Origin of the sequence: Nocardioides mesophilus (assembly GCF_014395785.1) — a bacterium.
In the GTDB taxonomy this organism is placed as follows: Bacteria; Actinomycetota; Actinomycetes; order Propionibacteriales; family Nocardioidaceae; genus Nocardioides_B; species Nocardioides_B mesophilus.
The window spans coordinates 3,164,541-3,184,872 of sequence record NZ_CP060713.1; the positions used below are offsets into that span (position 1 = coordinate 3,164,541).

A 20,332-nucleotide genomic window follows, 5' to 3' on the forward strand; every position below is an offset into this window, starting at 1 on the left:
CTGGCATGACCAACGCACCTGACCACGCTCCGCGACGTCACGTGACGGTGGGACCGACGAGCCCGGCCACCGGGCGGGACCACGACGAGGAGAGCCCCATGCGAGCGGTGCGGATGACGCAGTGGCAGGGGGAGCCGGTGCTCACCGAGGTGCCGGAGCCTGACCCGGGGCCGGGCGAGGTCGTGATCGCGGTCGGAGGCGCCGGCGCCTGCCACTCCGACCTGCACCTGCTCCACGAGTTCGAGGCCGGCGCGCTGCCGTGGAACCCGCCGTTCACCCTCGGTCACGAGAACGCCGGTTGGGTGCATCGGCTGGGTCCGGGCGTCGAGGGCCTCGAGCCCGGGGACCCGGTGGCCGTCGTGGGCGCCTGGGGGTGCGGGCGGTGCGGCCGTTGCCTGGCCGGGCTGGAGACCTACTGCGAGCGTCCCGACCTGGCCCCGGTGCCGGGCGGGGGAGGTGGCCTCGGCCTCGACGGCGGGATGGCGGACTACCTGCTGGTGCCGGGCGCCCGGCACCTCGTCCCGCTGCCCGAGGGGCTCACCCCGGCCGAGGCGGCGCCGCTGACCGACGCCGGGCTGACGCCGTACCACGCGGTGCGTCGTTCGCTGGCCAAGCTCACCCCGGAGAGCACCGCGGTCGCGGTGGGCGTCGGCGGCCTGGGTCACCTGGCGGTCCAGATCCTCAAGGCCGTGTGCCCGGCCCGGGTGATCGCGGTCGACCCGCGCGAGGACGCCCGGAGCCTCGCGCTCGCCGAAGGTGCCGACCTGGCGCTGCAGCCGGGTGAGGGACTGGTGGAGCAGGTCCGTGACGCCACCCACGGCCACGGCGCCGACGTGGTCCTGGACTTCGTGGGGTCGGACGACTCGCTCGCCGCCGCGGCGGCGTACGCCCGGCCGTTGGGCGACCTGACGATCGTGGGCATCGCCGGCGGCAGCCTCCCGGTGTCGTTCTTCGGCGTCCCCTACGAGCTCAGCGTGCAGACGACCTACTGGGGCAACCGGTCCGAACTCGCCGAGGTCCTCGAGCTCGCGGCCCGCGGTCTGGTCCGGGCCAGGACGACGACCTTCGACCTCGACGACGCGGTCGACGTGTACGCCCGGCTCGCCGCCGGAGAGATCACCGGACGCGCCGTCGTGGTGCCGGCGCGCGAGCCCGTCAGGACGGCATGACCCGTCTGCCGGTGACCTGGTCCGGGGTCACGCGCAGGACCAGCGAGCGGTCGCCGGCTGCCCAGGGCACCGGACGTGCCTCGTCGGTCTCGGGCAGCTCCCCGGGGTCGGCGGCCCGGGAGGGGCCCCGGACGAGGACGCTCCAGCCCGACTGCGTGTAGTCGTCGAACTCGTCGACCTCGAAGGCGGCGTAGCCCCATCGCAGGTGCTGGCCGAGCAGGCCGTCGGGCGAGGTGCGGAACAGGACAGATCGGTCGTGCACCGTGTAGTTGACCGGCAGCATCACCGCTCCCCTCCCGTCGCAGAAGCCCACCCGACCCACTTCGTGTGTCGCCAGCAGGTCCCAGCACTCCTGCGCGGACAGCTCGTTGAGATGCCCTGGTGCCCATCGACCGTCGAGCATGTAACCCACCTCTTCGACCTTCTCGGCCGCTGCGGCCTGCGCTGCATCGGCTGCATCTGCTGCATCGCCTGCAGCAGTCAGTACGTCGGTGTCCAGACGTCCTCGGGGTGGCCGTGGCGCCGGCCTCCCGCCCTGGACAGCGCCGGCACCACGGCGATCGGGACCTCGGCGTGGTGCAGCACGGCCCGTGCCGTGGAACCGACATGGAAGCCGCCGAGGTGACGAGGCGACGTGTGCCGCCCGACCACGGCCAGCTGGGCGACGTGGCTCGCGTCCACCACGGCGTCCGTGGGGGTCTCGGCCACCGCCTCCACGGTGATCTCGAGCTCGGGGTAGCGCTCCCGCCACGGCGTGACCAGCGCCTCGAGCTGCTCGTCGTAGCGGGTGCGGCACTCGGTGATGTCGTCCGGGGACCAGGCGTAGAGCGACGGGACGTCCCAGGCCGACACGACCACCAGGGCGACTCCGAGCCGGTCCGCGCGCGCGGCCGCGAACTCCAGCACCGCCTCGTCGGTCCCGACGCTGAGGGTGTCGCCCTTGGGCCGCCCGGGCGGCGGCAGCTCCGGCATCTCCACGCCGACCACGATCGGGGCGGTCCGCTTGACCAGCTGGACCCAGTGCTCGGGCACCACGACCGTCGGGACGGGGGACCGGCCGGCGACGGCCACCGAGGTGCTGGTCGCCGTCAGGCGGTGGGCCTTGCTGAGCGCGCGACGGCCGATGACCAGCAGGTCCGCGGTCGCCGCGGTGTCGAGCAGCAGCTGGGTGGCGGTTCCGGCGTCGACCACGATCTTGGTCTCGGCGCGGCCGATCTCCAGGCCGCGCAGCAGGTGTTCGATGTCCCTCTGGGCCTGCGCCTCGATCCGCGCCGGCGAGGCGGCCTCGGGCCGGACGGAGAGGGTGTTCAGGGTGGGGTAGGCGGTGACCAGCGTGAGGCTGCCGCCGGGGTGGTCGGCCTCCCGCGCCGCCCAGCTGACGGCGCTGGTGCTCCGGCCGTCGGGGTCGACGCCGACGACCACCCGACTGGCCGCGGTCTCGGCCCGCTGCTCCTGCGGGGTCCTCGTTGACATGCTCATGCTGGCTCCTCGTTCACGACCTGGTCACCACGCCTCCCCTGATCCGAGCCTGGTCCCGGAGGCGGCGAGGCCCCAGGGGCTCTGGTACCGGCGGGCCGGGGCGAAGGTCCCGCGGGGCTCTCACACGACCGCGGCGACACCGGAGTGGCGCTGGACCGTTCCGTCTTCGCCGCGGGACGGGACGGTCACCACCGGACAGTCCGACGCACGGCCGTCGGCAGGCTGGGCCGCGTCGCGGCCCGGGGAACGGGACGGCTGACCGAGCACCAGCAGCTGCGCCTCGGCGCAGTGGCGGGCGAGCACCTCGCGCACCGGGCCTTCCTCGATCTCGAGCCGCGTCCGGTAGGGAACTGCGTCTGCGCTGGCCAGCGCCTGGCGGAGCCAGGCGGTCGCCTGGGCCCGGACGGACGCCTCCTCGGCCTGGTGGAAGTCGGCCCGTGCCGAGGCCGGCCCGCTGTCACCTGTGTAGGCGTGAACGGCGACGAGAGGAGCGCCGGTGAGCTGGCTCTGCCAGGCGGCCCATCTCAGCGCCTCGGCGGCTGCCAGCGACCCGTCGATCCCGACGACGATCGTTGCCTGGTCCATCACTGCTCTCACTCCTCGTGCTCACGGGCGACCGTTTGCCTGCGTGTGCGACCAGCGTGCGACGGCACTCCGTCCGGCTGCACCGGCATCGGTCAGTGCTCCGGGGGTCGAAGGTCCCTGCGCCGTTCGCGGGCGCGGACGACGATCTCGGCCTAGGCTGGCCCCACAAGTGACGGGACGCGGAGGGCAGGACATGGATCCTGAGGGCGTGTCTCCGCACGGGCAGAACTCCGAGTCACCGCTTGGCCCGGGGCCCGGCGGCGGCTCCGGTATCCGGCCGTCCGCAGCCCTGGCGCCGCTCGCCGGCGCCGAGCTCGAGGACCTGCTGCGCGAGCTGCTGCAGCGCGTCGACGAGGTGATGGACACCCAGCACCGGCTCCGGCTGCTCCTCGACGCCACCCTGCGCATCGCCGCCGACCTCGACGTCGACAGCGTCCTGGAGGCGACGGTGCGTGTCGCCTGCGACCTCGCCGGGGCCCGGTACGGCGCCCTGGCGGTGCTCCGGTCGCGGGCCGACCACCGGCTGAGCGACTTCGTCACGCACGGGATGAGCGAGGATCAACGCCGCGCCATCGGCGAGCAGCCGGAAGGTCTCGGTGTGCTCGGGCTGCTGATCGACCGGCCGGAGCCGATGCGGCTGCACGACCTCACCCGGCATCCCCTGGCGGTCGGCTTCCCCGAGCACCACCCGATGATGCGGTCCTTCCTCGGGGTGCCGATCCGGATCCGGGACAAGGTGTTCGGCAACCTCTACCTCACCGAGAAGTTCGGCGGCGGCGACTTCAGCGACACCGACGAGGCTGTCGTGATCGCGCTGGCTGCGGCGGCCGGAGTGGTGATCGAGAACGCACGGCTCTACGAGGAGTCCGCGCGCCGCGAGCGGTGGCTGGCGGCCTCGGCGGAGATCACCGCCCTGCTGCTCGGTGAGGTGTCCCAGGACGAGGCGCTCCAAGGGGTGGCCGACCGGGCTCGCGAGATCTCCCACGCCGACTCGGCCGCGGTGGTGCTGCGGCGGTCCGAGGACGAGCTGGAGATCAGGGTCACCTCCGGCGAGGCTCCCGAGGCGAGCACCCTCTCGCGGGTCCACGTCACCGAGACGCTGGCCGGCGTCGTGGTCTCCACCGGGGAGCCGGTGATCGTCGAGAACATCAACGACGATCCCCGGGCGTCTCCGGACGCCCGCACCGAGTGGCCCTCGATCGGGCCGGTGGTGCTGGTGCCGATGCGGACCACGGCCGGGGTGGAGGGGGTGCTCTCCCTCGCCTGGAGCCCGGAGCACGCCGACGGCTTCACCGAGCTCGACGTCGAGCTGCCCCGCCGGTTCGCGGCGCAGGCGGCGCTCGCCCTGCAGGTGGGACGCGCCCGCCAGGACCGGGAACGGCTCAGCGTGTTCGAGGACCGGGACAGGATCGGCCGCGACCTGCACGACCTGGTGATCCAGCGGCTCTTCGCGATCGGTCTGAGCCTGGAGAACACCTCTCGGATGATCGAGCGTCCCGAGCTGGCCGGGCGCATCAACGGTGCGGTCGACGACATCGACGCGACGATCAAGGACATCCGCCGGTCGATCTTCGCGCTGAGCGCCTCACCGGAGTCGGTGGATGTGCGGACCGCCCTGAGCGGCGTGGCCGACCGGGCCGCACGATCCCTGAAGCTGCGCCCGCACCTGCACTTCCAGGGGCCGGTCTCCAGCCTGGTCGACCAGGACACCACCGTCCACCTCGTGGCGGTGCTCCACGAGGCGCTCACCAACGTCTCGCGGCACGCCGGCACGCGCGACGTGGACGTGCTGCTCTCGGTCGGCGACGACATCGTGCTCACCGTCCGGGACAGCGGCCGGGGCATGTCGGCGGAGGCGGTGCGCGGCGGGCTGAGCAACCTCGAGGAGCGCGCCGCCGAGCTCGGCGGCAGCTGCGTGGTCGACTCCCGGCCGGGAGAGGGGACCGTGCTGCGGTGGAGCGTCCCCCGCGCCTGACCCACGACACCCCACCCCGCCCAACCCCACCCCGCCGAGTCGGCGCATCTGCAGCGCTGGACCCCGTCGAGTCGGCGCATCTGCAGCGGTGACGGACGGTCGGTGATGAACAGTCCGCGCGCCCAGCCGCTTCGCCTCGGAGCATGGGCTGCAGATGCGCCGACTCGGTAGCTGGGTGGGCTGCAGATGCGCCGACTCGGCAGCTGGGTGGGCTGCAGATGCGCCGACTCGGCGGCGCTGTGATCGACTTCGGGGGATTGGCCCGGGTTCGGGACCTGGGTCCTGGACGGCGGGCCCTCGGACCTGCCCGGACGGGCCGGTCGAGGACTACTGTCGTGCCATGACTGCCCCTGCAGAGACGCGCAAGATCCGGGTCTTCCTGCTCGACGACCACGAGATCGTGCGACGGGGGCTCAAGGAGCTGCTGGAGAACCACGGCGACATCGAGGTGGTCGGTGAGTCCGGCCTGGCCATGGAGGCGACCCGTCGGATCCCGGCGCTGCGTCCGGACGTGGCGGTGCTCGACGGTCGGCTGCCGGACGGTTCCGGGATCGACGTCTGCCGGGAGATCCGCTCGCAGAACCCGGAGATCGCCGCACTGATCCTCACCTCGTTCGACGACGACGAGGCACTGTTCTCCGCGATCATGGCCGGCGCCGCCGGCTACGTCCTCAAGCAGGTCCGCGGCAACGACCTCGTCGACACCGTACGGCGGGTCGCGGCCGGCCAGTCCACGCTGGACCCGGCGGTCACGGAGCAGGTGCTCGACCGGCTGCGCAAGGGCCCCGAGGAGGACCCGGTGCTGGCGCCGCTGACCGCGCAGGAGCGCCGGATCCTCGAGCTGATCGGGGAGGGGATGACGAACCGGCAGATCGCCGAGTCGATGTACCTCGCCGAGAAGACGGTGAAGAACTACGTCAGCGCGATGCTCGCCAAGCTCGGCTTCGAGCGCCGCACCCAGGCCGCGGTGTTCGCCGCGAAGCACCTCAACCAGGGCTGACCAAAGTCCCCCGGCAGGGCGACCTCGTTCCCTGACCCGGGGCGCCGCCCGGCACCAGGCTGAAGGGTGCAGGCGAGGCAGCGGGGAGGTCGGTGATGGACCAGGCAGCCGGCACCCGACCGGGCCGGGCACGTCCTGTCGTGCTGGTCGGCGTGGACGGCACCGAGGACGGCGAGCGGGCGCTGCGGTACGCCGTCGCGGAGGCGCACCGGCGGGACGCCCGCCTGCGGATCGTGCACGCGCGCCAGCAGGTGGCACTCGTGGCACCACTGGCGCAGATGGTTCCGGAGCACCACGTGGCCGAGGTGGCACAGGGCATCGTCGAGCGTGCTGTGCAGACGGCCCGCGAGCTGGGCTACGCGGCACCGGACCTCGAGTGCCTGCAGGAGAGCGCGCCGGTCCACACCGCCCTTCTCGCGCACGCGCACGACGCGACCTGCGTGGTGCTCGGGCGACGCGGGTCCGCCGCCCGGCACCTGGCGACCGGCTCCACGACCTCGGCGGTGGCGGCTCTGTCGCCGGTCCCGACGATCGCCGTCCCTCCGGCGTGGCACCAGGGTCCTCAGCACGGGCTGGTGGTGGTGGGCATCAACGGCGCCGGCGCCGAGGACGCCGACGGGGCCTGGACGGTGGTCCGGGCCGCGCTCGCGGAGGCCAGGTCGCGGCATGCGCGCCTCGACGTGGTGCATGCCTGGCGGCCCTTCAGCCAGTACGACGCCGTCCTGGACACGAAGGCCCTGGCCCGCACCTGGAGCCGGAGCGCCCAGGTGTCGCTGACCCGGTGGATGCACGACCACCAGCCGGGGCGTGACGTCGAATGGGTCGTGCAGCCGCGCTACCAGCGTCCGGCGGTCGCCCTGCACGAGGTGTCTCGGATCGCGGACCTGCTCGTGCTGGGCCGGCACGGACGCACCGGTCTGCTGGCTCTCTCGCCCGGATCGGTCACGCGCACGTTGCTGCGGGTCAGCGAGTGCCCGGTGATGGTCGTGCCGCTGCCGTCCACGGCGGGGTCGGACGGTGCGGACGCGGACCCTGCCGCGTCCGTCGTACATGCGTGAGGAGAGGAAGTCATGAGGGCCTGGGTCGTCTACGAGTCGATGTTCGGCAACACCGAGGAGGTCGCGCGGGCGGTGGCCGAGGGGCTGAGCACGCGGGCCAACGTCGAGCTGTACGACATGGCGCGGGCGCCGGCCGAGATCAACGGCCTGCTCGACCTGATCGTGGTCGGGGCGCCCACCCACGCGTTCTCCTTGAGCCGGCCGTCGACCCGGGCGTCGGCGATCGAGCAGGGCGCGACCCACGGCGCCGCGGAGCGCGGGGTGCGCGAGTGGCTCGAGCACCTGCACGACGGGCCGCACTCGGAGCTGGTCGCGGCGTTCGACACCCGCGTCGACAAGATCCGGCACCTGCCCGGCTCGGCCGCCCACAAGGCAGAGCGGCTGGCGCGCCACCACGGCTACTCCCCGGCGGGGAGGATGAGCTTCTACGTCTCCGACGCCCCGGGTCCGCTGCTCCCCGGCGAGCTGGACCGCGCGCGTGAATGGGGCAGGCACCTGGCCGAGGACATGGCGGCGCGGGCCGCGGGGCGCGTGGTCAGGTGACCCCGGCCCAGCGTGCCGGGACCCGGACGGGACCGGTCAGGACCGGCCGTCCTCGGCGACGAGTCGCTCGGTCAGCTGCTGGGCGGCACCGGCGATGTAGCGGCCGGCCATGTCGAGGCGGTCACCGAGCCGCCCCTTGGGTCCGGTGATGTTGATGGCGGCGACGATGCGGCCGTTGAAGTCGCGCACCGGGGCGGAGCAGCCGACCACGCCGTGCTCGAACTCCTCGTCGACCGTGGCGTAGCCGTTCGCGCGGATCCGTGTCAGCTCCTCGAGAAGCTCCTCGGGCGTCGTCACCTTGGGGTGCGCGCCCGCGACCGCGAGCTGCGCCGGGGTGAACCAGGCGCGGATCGCCGGCTCCTCCCAGTCCGAGACCAGCACCCTTCCTGCTGAGGTCGCCGCCGCCGGCACCGTGACGCCCTCCCAGCCGACGCCGCGGAATGCGTGCGCCGGAGCCTCGCTGGCGACCGTGAGGAGGTCGTTGCCGCGCAGCACGCACAGCACCGTGGTCTCCTGCACCTTCGAGACCACCGCGCGCAGGTACGGCGTCGCCACGGTCACCAGCCGGGACTCGAACGTCCGGGCTGCGAGCGCGTAGATCCGCCAACCCAGCCGGTAGCCGAGCGTCTCGGGGTCGCGCTCCACCAGCCCTTCCTTGGCCAGCGCAGCCAGCGCCCGGGAGACCTGGGACTTCTCGCGTCCCACCAGGTCGGCCACCCGCGAGACACCCAGTGCTCCGTTGAAGCCGCCCGCGTGCTGGGCGAGGGCGTCGAGGATGTCCAGGTCGCGTCGGAGACCAGCCGGGACGGTCGCAGGCGGCATGCGGCACCTCGTTCAGGGACGTTTCTCACGTAGAGTGCAACAGGGAACTGTTGCAATTTGAGCAACATGTATTGCTCACAATGTAGCGCAGTTCTACGGTCGCTGTAATCCACGTCACAGACGAACCCGCCCTCGAGCGACAGGACGGACACCCGGCGAGACGGCGGATGACGGACCGCAGGACGGCACGGGGGAAGGAGGAGCGGGATGAGCTTCCGGGAGTACCTCGAGTTCAACTGGGACGACCTGCTGTCGCTGGCGTGGGCCCACCTCGTGGTGGTGGTCGTGGCGCTGGCGATCGCCTCGGTCATCGGCGTCGCGGTGGGGGTGCTCACCTGGCAGAGCCCACGCTGGTCGGGGCTGGCGATCGCCACGGCCGGCGGTCTGCTCACCATCCCCTCGCTGGCGCTGCTGGCGCTGCTGATCCCCGTCTTCGGGCTCGGCTGGGTGCCCTCGGTGGTCGCGCTGGTGCTCTACTCGCTGTTGCCGATCGTGCGCAACACCGTCGCCGGGCTCCGCGGGGTGGACAGCGCGATCCTGGAGGCCGCCGCTGGGATGGGCCTGTCGCGGACCACCGCGATGTGGCGGATCCAGATGCCGATGGCGTGGCCGGTCATCATCACCGGCATCCGGGTCTCCGCTCAGATGCTCTTCGCGATCGCCACCATCGCCGCCTACGTCGCGGGACCGGGGTTGGGCAACGAGATCTTCGCCGGGCTCTCCCGGCTCGGCGCGACGAACTCGCTCAACATGGCGGTTGCCGGGACGCTCGGTGTCGTCCTGCTCGCCCTGGCCTTCGACGCCGTGTTCATCCTCATCCGCCGCTTCACCACCTCGAGGGGTCTCCGTGCCTGACCACACCCCGTCCACCGACCTGGCGACCGGGCGACCCGCCGGCGCCGCGGCCCGCGCCTCGCACGGCGTCAGCATCCAGCTCGTCGAGCTGACCAAGCAGTACCCCGGCCAGCCCGCACCCGCGGTCGAGCGGGTCTCCATGGACATCGCGCCCGGTGAGATGGTGATGTTCCTCGGGCCGTCCGGCTGCGGCAAGACCACCACGATGAAGATGATCAACCGGCTGATCGAGCCGACCAGCGGCCAGATCCTCATCGACGGACAGGACGTGCTGAAGCTCGACCCCAACGAGCTGCGGCGCAGCATCGGGTACGTCATCCAGCAGATCGGGCTGTTCCCGCACATGACCATCGGCGAGAACATCGAGCTGGTGCCTCGGCTGCTGGGCTGGTCCAAGACCCGGACCCGCGAGCGCGTCGCGGAGCTTCTCGACCTCGTCGGGCTCGATCCATCCGTCTACCGGGAGCGTTACCCCCGGCAGCTCTCCGGTGGCCAGCAGCAGCGGGTGGGGGTGGCCCGGGCCCTCGCCGCGGACCCCCCGGTGATGCTGATGGACGAGCCGTTCGGCGCCACCGACCCGATCACCCGCGAGCACCTGCAGAACGAGTTCCTGCGGCTGCAGAAGGAGATCCGCAAGACCATCATCTTCGTCACCCACGACTTCGACGAGGCGGTCCGGCTCGGCGACCGGATCGCGGTGCTCCGGGACCGGTCGGCGATCGCGCAGTTCGACACTCCCGAGCGGATCCTGTCAGCGCCTGCCGACGACTACGTGGCCAGCTTCGTCGGCTCCGCGGCCGCGATCCGGCGCATGGGTCTGACCACGGTCGCGGACGCGCTGCGACTGGTGAGCCTGGACCCGTCCGGTCCGGCGGCGGACGCCACGGTCGACGTCTCCGCGAGCATCCGGGACGCCATCGACGCCATGCTGCGCAGCGGCAGCAGCCACGTCGACGTACGCGACGACAGCGGCTCGGTGATCGGCAGTCTCGGGTTCGACAGGGTCTGCGAGCTGTGGGCGCGGGCCGGGCAGGGAGGCAGTCATGTCGCTTGACGCCCTCGACACCGCCTACGAGGTCCGACCGGCCGAGCGCTGGTCGCGACGGGCGCTGCTGAACCACCTGATGACGCCGGCGCTGCTGGTCGGGGTCGTGCTCGGACTCTACGGCTGGGTGCAGGCCCAGGACCTGGACAGCATCGAGACGCGGGTGCTCAACCGGCCGGCGATCATCGACGCGACGCTGCAGCACCTGCAGCTGACCGCGATCGCCTCGGTGCTGGTGATCCTGATCGCGATCCCGCTGGGCATCCTGCTGACCCGGCGGGGGATGCAGTGGCTCACCCCGTTCGCGCTGGGGCTGGCCAACATCGGGCAGGCGGCCCCGGCCCTCGGGGTGCTGGTCATCCTGGCGATGCTGTTCTCGGTCGGGGAGCGGATCGCCATCGCCGCCCTGGTCGTGAGTGCCGTGCTTCCCGTGCTGCGCAACACGATCGTCGGCATCCAGCAGGTCGACCGCAACCTGGTCGAGGCGGCCCGCGGCATGGGGCTGACCCCCGGGCAGGTGCTCCGCAAGATCGAGATCCCGCTGGCGGTGCCGGTCATGCTGGCCGGACTGCGCACCACCATCATCATCTGCGTCGGGGTGGCCACGGTGGCTACCTTCATCAACGCCGGAGGACTCGGGGACATCATCGTCGCCGGCATCAAGACCGTCCGCACGCCCATCCTCGTGACCGGGGCGGTCCTCACGGCCGTCATCGCGTTCAGCCTGGACTGGTTGGCCGGCATGCTCGAGAACTTCCTTCGCCCGCACGGGCTCTGATCCACCTCCCTCACATCCTGCTCACGACTGGAGACACCCATGAAGCACGCCAAGCTGCTGCCCCTTGCCCTCACCGCGCTGATGGCGACCTCGCTCGCCGGATGCGGCGGAGACTCCGGAGGCGGGGAGGGTTCGCTGTCCGGTGCGTCGTACGTCGTCGGCGCGAAGGACTTCAGCGAGCAGGACATCCTCGCGAACATGACCGCGATGCTGCTGGAGAAGAACGGCGCCGACGCGGAAGCCAAGCGGATCACCGGCTCGGTGAACACCCGCACCGCCCTGGAGTCCGGCGACCTGGACATGTACTGGGAGTACACCGGCACCGCGTGGATCACCTACCTCAAGGAGACCAAGCCGATCGGTGACCCCGAGGAGCAGTTCGACGCGGTCAAGAAGGCTGACGCGGAGAAGAACGACATCGCCTGGCTGGACCACGCGGAGTTCAACAACACCTACGCCCTGGCGGTCCGCTCCGAGTACGCCGACGAGAAGGGTCTCGCCACGCTGTCCGACCTGGCCGCCCTGGCCGCCAGCGACCCGGGGGAGGCGACCATCTGCGTGGAGAGCGAGTTCGCCGCCCGTGACGACGGCCTGAGTGGCCTGCTCGACGCCTACGGGATGGACGTCCCCGACGACCAGGTCAAGACCCTGGACACCGGGGTGATCTACACCGAGACCGACAAGGGCGACACCTGCAACTTCGGCGAGGTGTTCGCCACGGACGGCCGGATCGCCAACCTGGACCTGACCGTGCTCGAGGACGACAAGAAGTTCTTCCCCGTCTACCAGGGTGCGCCCACGATGAAGCAGGCGACGCTCGACGAGCACCCCGAGATCGCCGACATCCTGGCGCCGCTCACCGCCAAGCTCGACACCGAGACCATGCAGAAGCTCAACGCCGAGGTCGACGTGGACGGTCTGGACGCGGAGGACGTCGCCCAGAAGTGGCTCGAGGACGAGGGCCTGCTGTGAGCGACGTCCAGCTGGGCGAGAGCTTCATCGGGAAGGGGGCGGAGGCGGCGCACGTCAACACCGTGCTCGGCCCTCGGGAGGGGGCTGTCGGCACCGCCTGGGCCACGGCCCTGGCCGGTCCCACCGTCGGCCACCAGCCGTTCGTGGCCATCCTCAGGCCGGGGCTGCCGGTCAAGCCGCTGACGCTCTTCGTCAACAAGGCCACGATCGAGGCGGACGCGCACGGGCTGCTGCACTGGGGTCCCGCCCAGGCGGGCATCGCCGCCGGAGTCGCCGACGCCGTCGCCGACGGGGTGGTTCCCGCAGACCAGGTCGACGAGCTCGCGCTGATCGCCGCGGTGTGGGTGAACCCCGCCGCCGCCGACGCCGACCTCGTCTACCGCAACAACCGCGAGGCGGTCAGGACCGCGCTGGCCGCGGGAGCGTCCGGGCACCCCGACCTCGACGACGTGCTTGCCGCCCGCGCCCACCCCCGGAACCCCTTCTACGCAGCGGACTGAGCGACATGAAGATCACCGACATCGTCCTGGACAGGCTGCGCCTCGACCTGGACCCACCGTTCCGGGCGGCCTGGGACCCGGTCCCGCGTCGCCACTTCGACGCCACGGTCGTGCGCGTCGAGACCGACGAGGGAGTCGTGGGCATCGGCTCGGGCGACACGATGGACGGCTTCGAGGCCTTCCAGCACCTGTTCATCGGCACCGACCCGATGCGGATCATGCGGCACATCCGGGCGATCGAGACGATCAACTTCCACGCCGGTCGGTTCTGGCCTCTGGAGGTCGCCCTGTGGGACATCGTCGGGAAGGTCACCGGGGTCCCGGTGTCGACCTTGTTCGGCAACGTGGGGACCCGGATGCCGGCGTACATGTCCACCGGTGAGCTGAAGAACCCGGAGGAACGCGTGGAGTCCGCGCTCGCCGGGCACGAGCAGGGTTTCCGGGCGATGAAGATCCGGATCGACCGCACCGGCATCGAGCGCGGCATCGCCTCGGTGCGCGGAGTGCGCGAGGCCCTCGGCGACGAGTTCGCGATCATGGTGGACCTCAACCAGAGCTGGCGGATGGCCGGCGACGTCGATCCCGCGCTGGACGTGAAGTCGGTCGGGCGCACGGTGGCGCGGCTCGAGGAGCTCGGCGTCTTCTGGGTCGAGGAGCCACTGCCCTACACCGACCTGCACGGGCTCAAGGAGCTCCGGCGCGGCGCCGGACTCCGGATCGCCGGCGGCGAGATGCTGCCGTCGTTCAGCGACGTGCTGACCTACCTCGAGCACGACGTGCTCGACATCTACCAGATGGACTGCGTGCTGGCGATCGGCATGCACCGGACCCGGACGGCGGCGGAGCTCGCACAGCACCGCAACCGGCAGTTCACGCCGCACAGCTGGACCAACGGGATCGGGGTGCTGGCCAACCTGCACGTCGCGGTCGGCGTCGGCGCCGCGCCGTACTTCGAGTTCCCCTACGACCCGACCGGCTGGACCATCGAGCGACGCGACTTCATGCTCGCCGAGCCGGTGTGGATCGACGACGAGGGCTACGTCAACGTGCCCGACGCACCCGGGCTCGGTGTCGAGCTCGACGAGGAAGCCGTGAAGAGGTGGAGAGTGTGAGCGCGGAGCTGCTGGGACGCACCCGGGACGAGTGGACCAAGGCCGCCGACAACCTGAGCATCGAGAGCCGGATGTTCGTCGACGGCGGCTACCGCGACGCCACGTCGGGGGAGACGTTCGAGTCGCGCACCCCGCGCGACGGCAGCGTCCTGGCCCGCGTCGCCCGCGGCGGGGCCGACGACGTGGACCGGGCCGTGCGGGCCGCTCGGGCAGCCTTCGACGACGGCCGTTGGCGGAGCCTTGCTCCGCGGGCCCGCAAGCAGGTGCTGCTGCGCTGGGCCGAGCTGATCCGCGAGCACACCGAGGAGCTCGCACTGCTCGAGACCCTCGACGTCGGCAAGCCGGTCAACGAGTCCGTCCGGGTGGACGTCGCGTCCGCCGCGTACTGCATCCAGTGGTACGCCGAGGCGCTCGACAAGACCTACGACGAGGTGGCTCCGAGCGGCGAGGGGTCGCTGGTCACCATCACCCGCGAACCTCTCGGCGTGGTGGGCGCGGTGGTGCCCTGGAACTACCCGCTGATCATCACCAGCTGGAAGCTGGCGCCGGCGCTGGCGACCGGCAACAGCGTGGTGCTCAAGCCCGCCGAGCAGTCGTCGCTGTCCGCGCTGCTGCTGGCCCGGCTGGCCGTCGAGGCAGGTATCCCGGACGGGGTGCTGAACGTCGTCACCGGCCTCGGGCCGGAGGCCGGGGCGGCGCTGGGCCGGCACCCGGACGTGGACAAGATCGCGTTCACCGGGTCCGGTGAGGTCGGCCGGATGTTCCTCGGCTACGCCGCGGAGTCCAACGGCAAGCAGGTCCAGCTCGAGGCCGGCGGGAAGTCCCCGCAGCTGGTGCTCGCCGACGCCTCGAACCTGACCGCAGCGGCCGAGGCGGTGGCCTGGGGCATCTGCTACAACGCCGGTCAGACCTGCAACGCCGGCTCACGCCTGGTCGTGGACCGCGCGGTCCGCGAGGAGCTCATGCCCCAGGTCCTGGAGGTGGCGCGCAGCTTCGTGGTGGGGGACCCGCTGGACCCGGCGACCACCATGGGCCCGATCGTCGACCAGCGGCAGCTCGACCGCGTGCTGGCCTACCTCGACATCGGTCGTGACGAGGGGGCGGAGGTGATCGGGGGTGCGCGCGTGGCCACCGGGACCGGCGGCTACTACGTCGAACCCGCCGTGCTCGACAAGGTCTCCAACGACTCCCGCGTCGCGCAGGAGGAGATCTTCGGCCCGGTGCTCTCGGTCGTCGAGTTCGACGGTCTCGAGGAGGGCCTGCGGCTGGCCAACCAGACCAGCTACGGCCTGGCCGCCTCGGTGTGGACCAGTGACCTGGCGACCGGCCACCGCGTCGCACGGCAGCTGCGGGCGGGCACCGTGTGGGTCAACACCTTCGACGCCACCGACGTCTTCGCGCCGTTCGGCGGCTTCAAGGCCTCGGGGGCCGGTCGCGACAAGTCGCTGCACGCCCTCGACGAGTACACCGGTCTCAAGACCACCTGGTTCGACCTGTCCTGAACCCCTGCTCCTCCCGCACATCCCCCGACGCAGCCCCCGGAAGGTGCTTCACGTGAACGTTGGCTTCATCGGACTCGGGCACATGGGCGGCCCGATGTCCCTCAACCTGCTCCGTGCCGGGATCGCCGTCACGGTGCACGACCTGCACCGGGACGCCGCCGAGCAGCAGCTCGCGCTCGGCGCCACCTGGGCGGACTCGCCGGCCCGGCTGGCCGCCCAGGTCGACGTCCTGGTGACGATGCTGCCCGGGCCCCGCCAGGTCGAGGCGGTGCTGCTCGCCACCGGGGTGGCCGAGGCGCTGCCGGCCGGGTCGGTCTGGCTGGACATGTCCACGTCCACGCCGGAGGCGGCCCGCAACGTCGGGGTGGTCCTCGAGCGCCGCGGCGTGCACCGGCTGGACGCGCCGGTGAGCGGGATGGCGAAGGGCGCCACCGACGGCACCCTGCAGATCTTCGTCGGCGGTGAGGCAGCGGTGCTGCAGCGCTGCCGCCCGCTGCTGGAGGTCATGGGAGACCCGGAGCGGATCTTCCACGTCGGAGGTCACGGGGCCGGCTACACCGTCAAGCTGATGGTCAACCTGCTCTGGTTCTGCCACCTGGTCGCCTCGGCGGAGGTGCTGACGATGGGCGTGAAGGCGGGCGTCGACCTGGAGGTGCTGCGGCAGTCGCTGATCGCCAGCCCGGCGCAGTCCAACTTCCTCGAGAACGACGTGCTCGGGATCCTCGAGCGCGGGGACTACGACGAGTCCTTCGCCATGGTGCTGGCCTGCAAGGACCTGGGCCTGGCCGTGGACCTCTCCCGCGACGTCGGCGTACCCGTCGAGCTGTCCGCGCTCGTCGAGCAGATCTACCGGCGCGGCAAGGCGAAGTACGGCGACCTGGCCGGCGAGATGATCCCGGTGCGGCTCTACGAGGACCTCGCCGGGCTCGAGCTGCGACTGCCGAAGGGAGCCTGAGATGGACGCGCGCTCGCGGGTGCTCACCAGACTGGCGGACCTCAACCTCAGCCTGGAGCCGAACGCCCATGTGGAGCTGGGGGCCGGCGCCGTGGCCAGGCTGCCGCAGGCCCTGGCAGCGGTCGGCCAGCGCCGCGCGTTCGTGGTCACCGACAGAGGTCTGCGGGCGACCGGGATCGTGGACCGCGTGCTGGACCTGCTGCGCGAGGCGGGCATCGAGACAGACCTCTTCGACGGCGTCGAGCCGAACCCCTCGACGGACTCCATCGACCAGGCCGCCGAGCAGGTGCGGCAGTTCGGCGAGGCCGCCGTGGTCGCGGTCGGAGGCGGGTCCGCGCTCGACGCCGCCAAGGGCATCGCCCTGCTGGCGGCCAACCCCGGGGTCGCCGCCGACTACGACTACCGCGCCGTCCCGCAGTCACCGGGCCGGCCGATCGTGGCCGTCCCGACGACGGCGGGCACCGGGGCGGAGACCAACGGCTTCGGCGTCATCGAGGACCGGACCGCCCGCTGCAAGGTCTACCTCGGCCACGGGTCGGTGCGGCCCCGGCAGGTCATCCTGGACCCCGAGCTGACCCTCGGCCTACCCGCGCTGGCGACCGCCGCCACCGGCATGGACGCACTGGTCCACGGCATCGAGTCGCTGGCCTCGCGGGGAGCGAACCCGTTCTCGGTGGCCTACGCCACCCAGGCGGTGACGCTGGTCGCCGACAGCCTGGTGGCCGCGGTGGAGGACGGATCCGACCTCGAGGCCCGGTCCCGGCTGCTGGTCGGCTCCCACCTGGCCGGGCTCGCGCTCTCCCTCAGCGGGCTCGGGCTCGTGCACGGGATCGCGCACGCGGTGACCAACCACTGCGGGGCACCGCACGGGCTCGCCCTCACTTCGGTGCTCGACGAGGTGATGAGCCGTTCGGTGCCGGCGGCGACCGGCCCCTACGCGGTCGTCGCCACGGCGATGGGAGTGGGCTCGTCCGCGTCGAGCGCGGAGGAGAACGCCCGGGCCGCGGTGCGCGCGGTGCGCGAGCTGGCCGACCGGGTGCAGGCGCGGCTGCCGCTGCGCGAGCTCGGCCTGCAGCAGGACGCGGTGGCCGCCGTGGCGCGCGGCGCGCTGGCCGATGCGGTCAGCAGCAACCATCCACGGCAGTTCTCCCAGGCCGAGGTCGAGCAGGTCCTGGTGGGTGCGTGGTGACCGGGCTGACCGAGGACCGGAGCGCGGGCGCGGCGAGGAGGGACGCGCTTGCGGCCGCCGAGAGCTCCGTGCTGGCAGAGGCCGGCACCGGCGCCTACATCGGCGGGTCATGGGTGGAGGCCGGCAGCGGCCGCACCCTGGAGGTCCTGGACCCCGCCACCGAGCGGGTGCTGGCCTCGGTCGCCGACGCCGGCCCGGCGGACGGCCTGGCCGCGCTGGACGCCGCCTGCGCGGCGCAGAGCGACTGGGCCGCCAGCCCGCCCCGGCAGCGGGCGGAGGTGCTGCGTGCCGCGTTCGAGCTGCTCACCGCCCGCGCGGAGGAGATGGCGCTGCTGATCACGCTCGAGATGGGCAAGCCGCTCGCGGAGTCCCGCGGCGAGGTGGCCTATGCCGCCGAGTTCCTGCGCTGGTTCGCCGAGCAGGCCGCGCACGTCGGCGGGACCTACCGCCAGGCGCCCGCCGGCGGGCAGCGGTTGATCACGCACCGGCAGCCGGTCGGACCGTGCCTGCTGATCACGCCGTGGAACTTCCCGCTGGCGATGGGCACCCGCAAGGTGGGTGCTGCGATCGCGGCCGGCTGCACCATGGTGCTCAAGCCCTCGGAGCTGACGCCGCTGGCGAGCATGGCGCTGGCCCGGGTGCTGACCGAGGCCGGCCTCCCACGGGGCGTGCTCAACGTGGTGACCACCACCGAGGCCCCCGCGCTGGTGGCGCCGGTGATGGCAGACCCGCGGCTGCGCAAGGTCTCCTTCACCGGGTCCACCCCCGTCGGCAAGGTGCTGCTGCGCCAGGCGGCGGACAACGTGCTGCGCACCTCGATGGAGCTCGGCGGCAACGCCGCGCTCCTCGTCTTCGACGACGCCGACCTCGAGGCCGCCGTCGAGGGCACGATGGTGGCCAAGATGCGCAACATGGGGCAGTCCTGCGTCGCGGTCAACCGCGTCCTGGTGCACCGCGACGTCGCTGCGGACTTCACCGCCGCGCTCGCCGGGCGGATGGGCTCGCTCACGCTGGGCCGGGGCACCGACGCCGGGGTGGAGGTGGGACCGCTGATCGACGCCCGCCAGCGCAGCAAGGTCGCGGAGCTGGTCCGGGACGCGGTGGGGGCGGGGGCCGGCACCCTGGTCGGGGGTACGGCGCCGTCACGCACCGGCTTCTTCTACGAGCCGACCGTGCTGGTCGACGTACCCACCTCCGCGCGGATCCACCGCGAGGAGGTGTTCGGACCCGTCGCCGCCGTCACCACGTTCGCCGACGAGGCCGAAGCGCTCCGGATCGCCAACGACACCGAGTTCGGCCTGGTCGGCTATGTGTTCACCCGGGACGTTTCGCGGGCGGTGCGCGTCGCGGAGGGGCTGGAGACCGGCATGGTCGGCATCAACCAGGGCCTGGTCAGCAACCCGGCCGGGCCGTTCGGCGGGGTCAAGCAGTCCGGCCTCGGCCGGGAGGGCGGCGACGAGGGCGTGGAGGAGTACCTGGAGACGAAGTACATGGCCCTCGCGCTGTGACCCCGCCGGGCCGAGCGTCAGGAGGAGCGGCTCTCCCGGGTGCGGCGGCCGTTCTCCTTCTTGATCGCCTCCACCAGGTCGTCCTTGTCCATGCGTGAGCGGCCGGGGATGTCGAGCTTCTTGGCGACCTCGTAGAGGTGGCTCTTGGACGCGTTCGCGTCGACACCCTCCGCCGTCCCGCCGCCGCCCCGACGCGCCGGGGCCCCGGACTTCGAGGCCTGCTCGTCGGAGGGGCCGCGCTGCTCCTTGGGCTCCCAGTGGTCCCCGACCTTCTCGAAGCCGTGCTTCAGGGCCGAGAAGGCGGTGCGGTGGGCGCGCTCGCCCTCTCCGTAGGAGTCCACCGCGGAGTCGTGGGCCTCGGACCAGGTGCGCTGGGCCTTCTCCGGCGACCGCTGCAGGGTCGAGGGGAGGTCTTCCTTCTTCGGCATCTCGAGCTCCTTCCTGTACGTCGTCCCGCTCGGAGGACGAGGGTCCTTCACCTGTCCGGCTACCCGGTCGGGTCCCTCGGTATGCACGCGCATCGTCGCGGCCGGAGGTGCCTATCACGCCATGGAGAGCAGGAAGGCCGCGGCGAAGCCGACCACCGTGACCATGCCGACGAGCGAGCCGGCGTGCTCGACCGACTCGGGAAGCATGGTGTCGGCCAGCATCGTCAGGATCGCGCCTGCGGCGAACGCCTGGATGATCGCGATCACGAGGGGCGATGCACCGGCGAGCAGCCCGAACCCGAGCGCGGCCGCGAGCGCCGACATCGCGGTCACGAGCGCCCAGACGCCGAAGATGTAGCGGTGCGAGTGGCCGGCCGCCTTCATGCCGGCCGAGGCCGAGAGGCCCTCGGGCACGTTGGAGAGGAAGACCGCGGCGACCACCGCGACGCCGACGCTGCCCCCACCGATCAGGCTGACGCCGATCGCCGCGGACTCCGGGATGCCGTCCAGCAGCGAGCCGAGCACCAGGGCTCCGGCGCCCGCGCCGTTGCTGCTCGAGCCGCCGCCGGTGCCGGTGGGGTTCTTGCGACGGTGCCCGCCGCGCTGGTCCACCCACCAGTCTCCGATCCAGAAGACCAGCGACCCGGCGGCGAGTCCGGCGAGCACCGCGGTGCCGCCTCCCCGGTCGAAGGCCTCGCTGGTCAGCTCGAACGCCAGCGCGCTGATCAGCACGCCGGACCCGAAGGCCATCGTCAGCCCCACCACCTTGATGGGGATCTTCAGCAGGGTCGCCAGAGCGGCGCCGACCAGCAGCGCCGCACCGGCGACGAAGCCCCACCACGCGGCCATGAGCATGT

General features: G+C 72.2%; 21 protein-coding genes. 15 read left to right on the plus strand and 6 right to left on the minus strand.

Annotated elements, in window-relative coordinates:
- Positions 1 to 5 precede the first annotated feature (5 nt).
- The gene (locus H9L09_RS15265) at positions 6 to 1,169 is read left to right on the plus strand and encodes an NAD(P)-dependent alcohol dehydrogenase (RefSeq protein ID WP_246456055.1); all 1,164 of its coding nucleotides are present in this window, start codon (positions 6 to 8) and stop codon (positions 1,167 to 1,169) included.
- Here the strand turns inward: H9L09_RS15265 and H9L09_RS15270 are convergent.
- The 3 genes from H9L09_RS15270 to H9L09_RS15280 all read right to left on the minus strand — a co-directional run bounded on the left by H9L09_RS15270 (position 1,156) and on the right by H9L09_RS15280 (position 3,233).
- Positions 1,156 to 1,572 carry a pyridoxamine 5'-phosphate oxidase family protein gene (locus tag H9L09_RS15270; protein WP_187577722.1) on the minus strand — a complete coding sequence of 139 codons (417 nt, stop codon included), beginning with the start codon at positions 1,570 to 1,572 and terminating at the stop codon, positions 1,156 to 1,158. The two genes, H9L09_RS15265 and H9L09_RS15270, sit on opposite strands and share 14 nt — an antisense overlap.
- Before the next feature lie 77 nt (positions 1,573 to 1,649).
- The gene (locus H9L09_RS15275; RefSeq protein ID WP_187577723.1) at positions 1,650 to 2,648 is read right to left on the minus strand and encodes a universal stress protein; all 999 of its coding nucleotides are present in this window, start codon (positions 2,646 to 2,648) and stop codon (positions 1,650 to 1,652) included.
- 120 nt (positions 2,649 to 2,768) lie between these two features.
- Complete coding sequence (locus tag H9L09_RS15280; RefSeq protein ID WP_187577724.1) at positions 2,769 to 3,233, minus strand: universal stress protein; 465 nt, start codon at positions 3,231 to 3,233, stop codon at positions 2,769 to 2,771.
- Positions 3,234 to 3,441: 208 nt separating this feature from the next.
- Between H9L09_RS15280 and H9L09_RS15285 the strand changes: the two genes are divergently transcribed.
- The 4 genes from H9L09_RS15285 to H9L09_RS15300 all read left to right on the plus strand — a co-directional run bounded on the left by H9L09_RS15285 (position 3,442) and on the right by H9L09_RS15300 (position 7,809).
- The gene (locus H9L09_RS15285) at positions 3,442 to 5,208 is read left to right on the plus strand and encodes a GAF domain-containing sensor histidine kinase (RefSeq protein ID WP_246456056.1); all 1,767 of its coding nucleotides are present in this window, start codon (positions 3,442 to 3,444) and stop codon (positions 5,206 to 5,208) included.
- A gap of 340 nt (positions 5,209 to 5,548) precedes the next feature.
- Positions 5,549 to 6,208 (plus strand): response regulator, encoded by a 660-nt coding sequence (locus H9L09_RS15290; protein ID WP_187577726.1) that lies wholly within the window; start codon positions 5,549 to 5,551, stop codon positions 6,206 to 6,208.
- Positions 6,209 to 6,303: 95 nt separating this feature from the next.
- Positions 6,304 to 7,266, plus strand: a complete 963-nt coding sequence (locus H9L09_RS15295; protein WP_187577727.1) for a universal stress protein — start codon at positions 6,304 to 6,306, stop codon at positions 7,264 to 7,266.
- A gap of 12 nt (positions 7,267 to 7,278) precedes the next feature.
- Positions 7,279 to 7,809 (plus strand): flavodoxin family protein, encoded by a 531-nt coding sequence (locus H9L09_RS15300; RefSeq protein ID WP_187577728.1) that lies wholly within the window; start codon positions 7,279 to 7,281, stop codon positions 7,807 to 7,809.
- Positions 7,810 to 7,845: 36 nt separating this feature from the next.
- On the opposite strand, the gene H9L09_RS15305 is transcribed toward H9L09_RS15300, so the two are convergent.
- Positions 7,846 to 8,631, minus strand: coding sequence for an IclR family transcriptional regulator (locus H9L09_RS15305; RefSeq protein WP_187577729.1), 786 nt, complete (start codon positions 8,629 to 8,631; stop codon positions 7,846 to 7,848).
- A 207-nt stretch (positions 8,632 to 8,838) separates the two neighbouring features.
- Here H9L09_RS15305 and H9L09_RS15310 point away from each other — a divergent pair, with 207 nt between their 5' ends.
- From H9L09_RS15310 to H9L09_RS15355, 10 genes are read left to right on the plus strand one after another with little or no spacing between them, the layout of a single operon-like run.
- Positions 8,839 to 9,486: an ABC transporter permease gene (locus H9L09_RS15310; RefSeq protein WP_187577730.1), complete on the plus strand. Its 648-nt coding sequence runs from the start codon at positions 8,839 to 8,841 to the stop codon at positions 9,484 to 9,486.
- Entirely contained in the window at positions 9,479 to 10,540 is a 1,062-nt protein-coding gene (locus H9L09_RS15315; protein WP_187577731.1) for an ABC transporter ATP-binding protein, read from the plus strand. Before H9L09_RS15310 ends, H9L09_RS15315 begins: the two co-directional genes overlap by 8 nt.
- Positions 10,530 to 11,309 carry an ABC transporter permease gene (locus tag H9L09_RS15320; RefSeq protein ID WP_187577732.1) on the plus strand — a complete coding sequence of 260 codons (780 nt, stop codon included), beginning with the start codon at positions 10,530 to 10,532 and terminating at the stop codon, positions 11,307 to 11,309. The genes H9L09_RS15315 and H9L09_RS15320 overlap by 11 nt, the downstream gene beginning before the upstream one ends.
- Before the next feature lie 39 nt (positions 11,310 to 11,348).
- On the plus strand, positions 11,349 to 12,281 hold the full coding sequence (locus H9L09_RS15325; protein ID WP_187577733.1) for a glycine betaine ABC transporter substrate-binding protein: 933 nt from the start codon (positions 11,349 to 11,351) through the stop codon (positions 12,279 to 12,281).
- Positions 12,278 to 12,781: a formaldehyde-activating enzyme gene (gene fae / locus H9L09_RS15330; RefSeq protein WP_187577734.1), complete on the plus strand. Its 504-nt coding sequence runs from the start codon at positions 12,278 to 12,280 to the stop codon at positions 12,779 to 12,781. The genes H9L09_RS15325 and fae overlap by 4 nt, the downstream gene beginning before the upstream one ends.
- A 5-nt stretch (positions 12,782 to 12,786) precedes the next feature.
- A complete protein-coding gene (locus tag H9L09_RS15335; RefSeq protein ID WP_187577735.1) occupies positions 12,787 to 13,893 on the plus strand; it encodes a mandelate racemase/muconate lactonizing enzyme family protein in 1,107 nt (368 codons plus the stop codon).
- On the plus strand, positions 13,890 to 15,395 hold the full coding sequence (locus tag H9L09_RS15340; protein WP_246456057.1) for an aldehyde dehydrogenase: 1,506 nt from the start codon (positions 13,890 to 13,892) through the stop codon (positions 15,393 to 15,395). Before H9L09_RS15335 ends, H9L09_RS15340 begins: the two co-directional genes overlap by 4 nt.
- Positions 15,396 to 15,447: 52 nt before the next feature.
- On the plus strand, positions 15,448 to 16,350 hold the full coding sequence (locus H9L09_RS15345; RefSeq protein ID WP_187577736.1) for an NAD(P)-dependent oxidoreductase: 903 nt from the start codon (positions 15,448 to 15,450) through the stop codon (positions 16,348 to 16,350).
- 1 nt (position 16,351) lies between these two features.
- Positions 16,352 to 17,539 carry an iron-containing alcohol dehydrogenase gene (locus H9L09_RS15350; RefSeq protein ID WP_187577737.1) on the plus strand — a complete coding sequence of 396 codons (1,188 nt, stop codon included), beginning with the start codon at positions 16,352 to 16,354 and terminating at the stop codon, positions 17,537 to 17,539.
- Between the two features lie 5 nt (positions 17,540 to 17,544).
- Positions 17,545 to 19,047: an NAD-dependent succinate-semialdehyde dehydrogenase gene (locus H9L09_RS15355; RefSeq protein WP_425491732.1), complete on the plus strand. Its 1,503-nt coding sequence runs from the start codon at positions 17,545 to 17,547 to the stop codon at positions 19,045 to 19,047.
- Between the two features lie 17 nt (positions 19,048 to 19,064).
- Here H9L09_RS15355 and H9L09_RS15360 read toward each other — a convergent pair whose 3' ends face one another.
- Together H9L09_RS15360 and H9L09_RS15365 are read right to left on the minus strand one after the other, a co-directional pair.
- A complete protein-coding gene (locus tag H9L09_RS15360; protein WP_187577738.1) occupies positions 19,065 to 19,475 on the minus strand; it encodes a ChaB family protein in 411 nt (136 codons plus the stop codon).
- Between the two features lie 114 nt (positions 19,476 to 19,589).
- On the minus strand, positions 19,590 to 20,330 hold the full coding sequence (locus H9L09_RS15365; RefSeq protein ID WP_187577739.1) for a ZIP family metal transporter: 741 nt from the start codon (positions 20,328 to 20,330) through the stop codon (positions 19,590 to 19,592).
- Positions 20,331 to 20,332 lie beyond the last annotated feature (2 nt).

What these genes read in the sequence shown, in the direction of transcription:
- H9L09_RS15265 (WP_246456055.1), top strand. Translation starts at nt 6, where the DNA reads ATGACCAACGCACCTGACCACGCTCCGCGACGTCACGTGACGGTGGGA.
- H9L09_RS15270 (WP_187577722.1), bottom strand. Translation starts at nt 1,572, where the DNA reads ATGCTCGACGGTCGATGGGCACCAGGGCATCTCAACGAGCTGTCCGCG.
- H9L09_RS15275 (WP_187577723.1), bottom strand. Translation starts at nt 2,648, where the DNA reads ATGAGCATGTCAACGAGGACCCCGCAGGAGCAGCGGGCCGAGACCGCG.
- H9L09_RS15280 (WP_187577724.1), bottom strand. Translation starts at nt 3,233, where the DNA reads ATGGACCAGGCAACGATCGTCGTCGGGATCGACGGGTCGCTGGCAGCC.
- H9L09_RS15290 (WP_187577726.1), top strand. Translation starts at nt 5,549, where the DNA reads ATGACTGCCCCTGCAGAGACGCGCAAGATCCGGGTCTTCCTGCTCGAC.
- H9L09_RS15295 (WP_187577727.1), top strand. Translation starts at nt 6,304, where the DNA reads ATGGACCAGGCAGCCGGCACCCGACCGGGCCGGGCACGTCCTGTCGTG.
- H9L09_RS15300 (WP_187577728.1), top strand. Translation starts at nt 7,279, where the DNA reads ATGAGGGCCTGGGTCGTCTACGAGTCGATGTTCGGCAACACCGAGGAG.
- H9L09_RS15305 (WP_187577729.1), bottom strand. Translation starts at nt 8,631, where the DNA reads ATGCCGCCTGCGACCGTCCCGGCTGGTCTCCGACGCGACCTGGACATC.
- H9L09_RS15310 (WP_187577730.1), top strand. Translation starts at nt 8,839, where the DNA reads ATGAGCTTCCGGGAGTACCTCGAGTTCAACTGGGACGACCTGCTGTCG.
- H9L09_RS15320 (WP_187577732.1), top strand. Translation starts at nt 10,530, where the DNA reads ATGTCGCTTGACGCCCTCGACACCGCCTACGAGGTCCGACCGGCCGAG.
- H9L09_RS15325 (WP_187577733.1), top strand. Translation starts at nt 11,349, where the DNA reads ATGAAGCACGCCAAGCTGCTGCCCCTTGCCCTCACCGCGCTGATGGCG.
- H9L09_RS15335 (WP_187577735.1), top strand. Translation starts at nt 12,787, where the DNA reads ATGAAGATCACCGACATCGTCCTGGACAGGCTGCGCCTCGACCTGGAC.
- H9L09_RS15350 (WP_187577737.1), top strand. Translation starts at nt 16,352, where the DNA reads ATGGACGCGCGCTCGCGGGTGCTCACCAGACTGGCGGACCTCAACCTC.
- H9L09_RS15360 (WP_187577738.1), bottom strand. Translation starts at nt 19,475, where the DNA reads ATGCCGAAGAAGGAAGACCTCCCCTCGACCCTGCAGCGGTCGCCGGAG.
- H9L09_RS15365 (WP_187577739.1), bottom strand. Translation starts at nt 20,330, where the DNA reads ATGCTCATGGCCGCGTGGTGGGGCTTCGTCGCCGGTGCGGCGCTGCTG.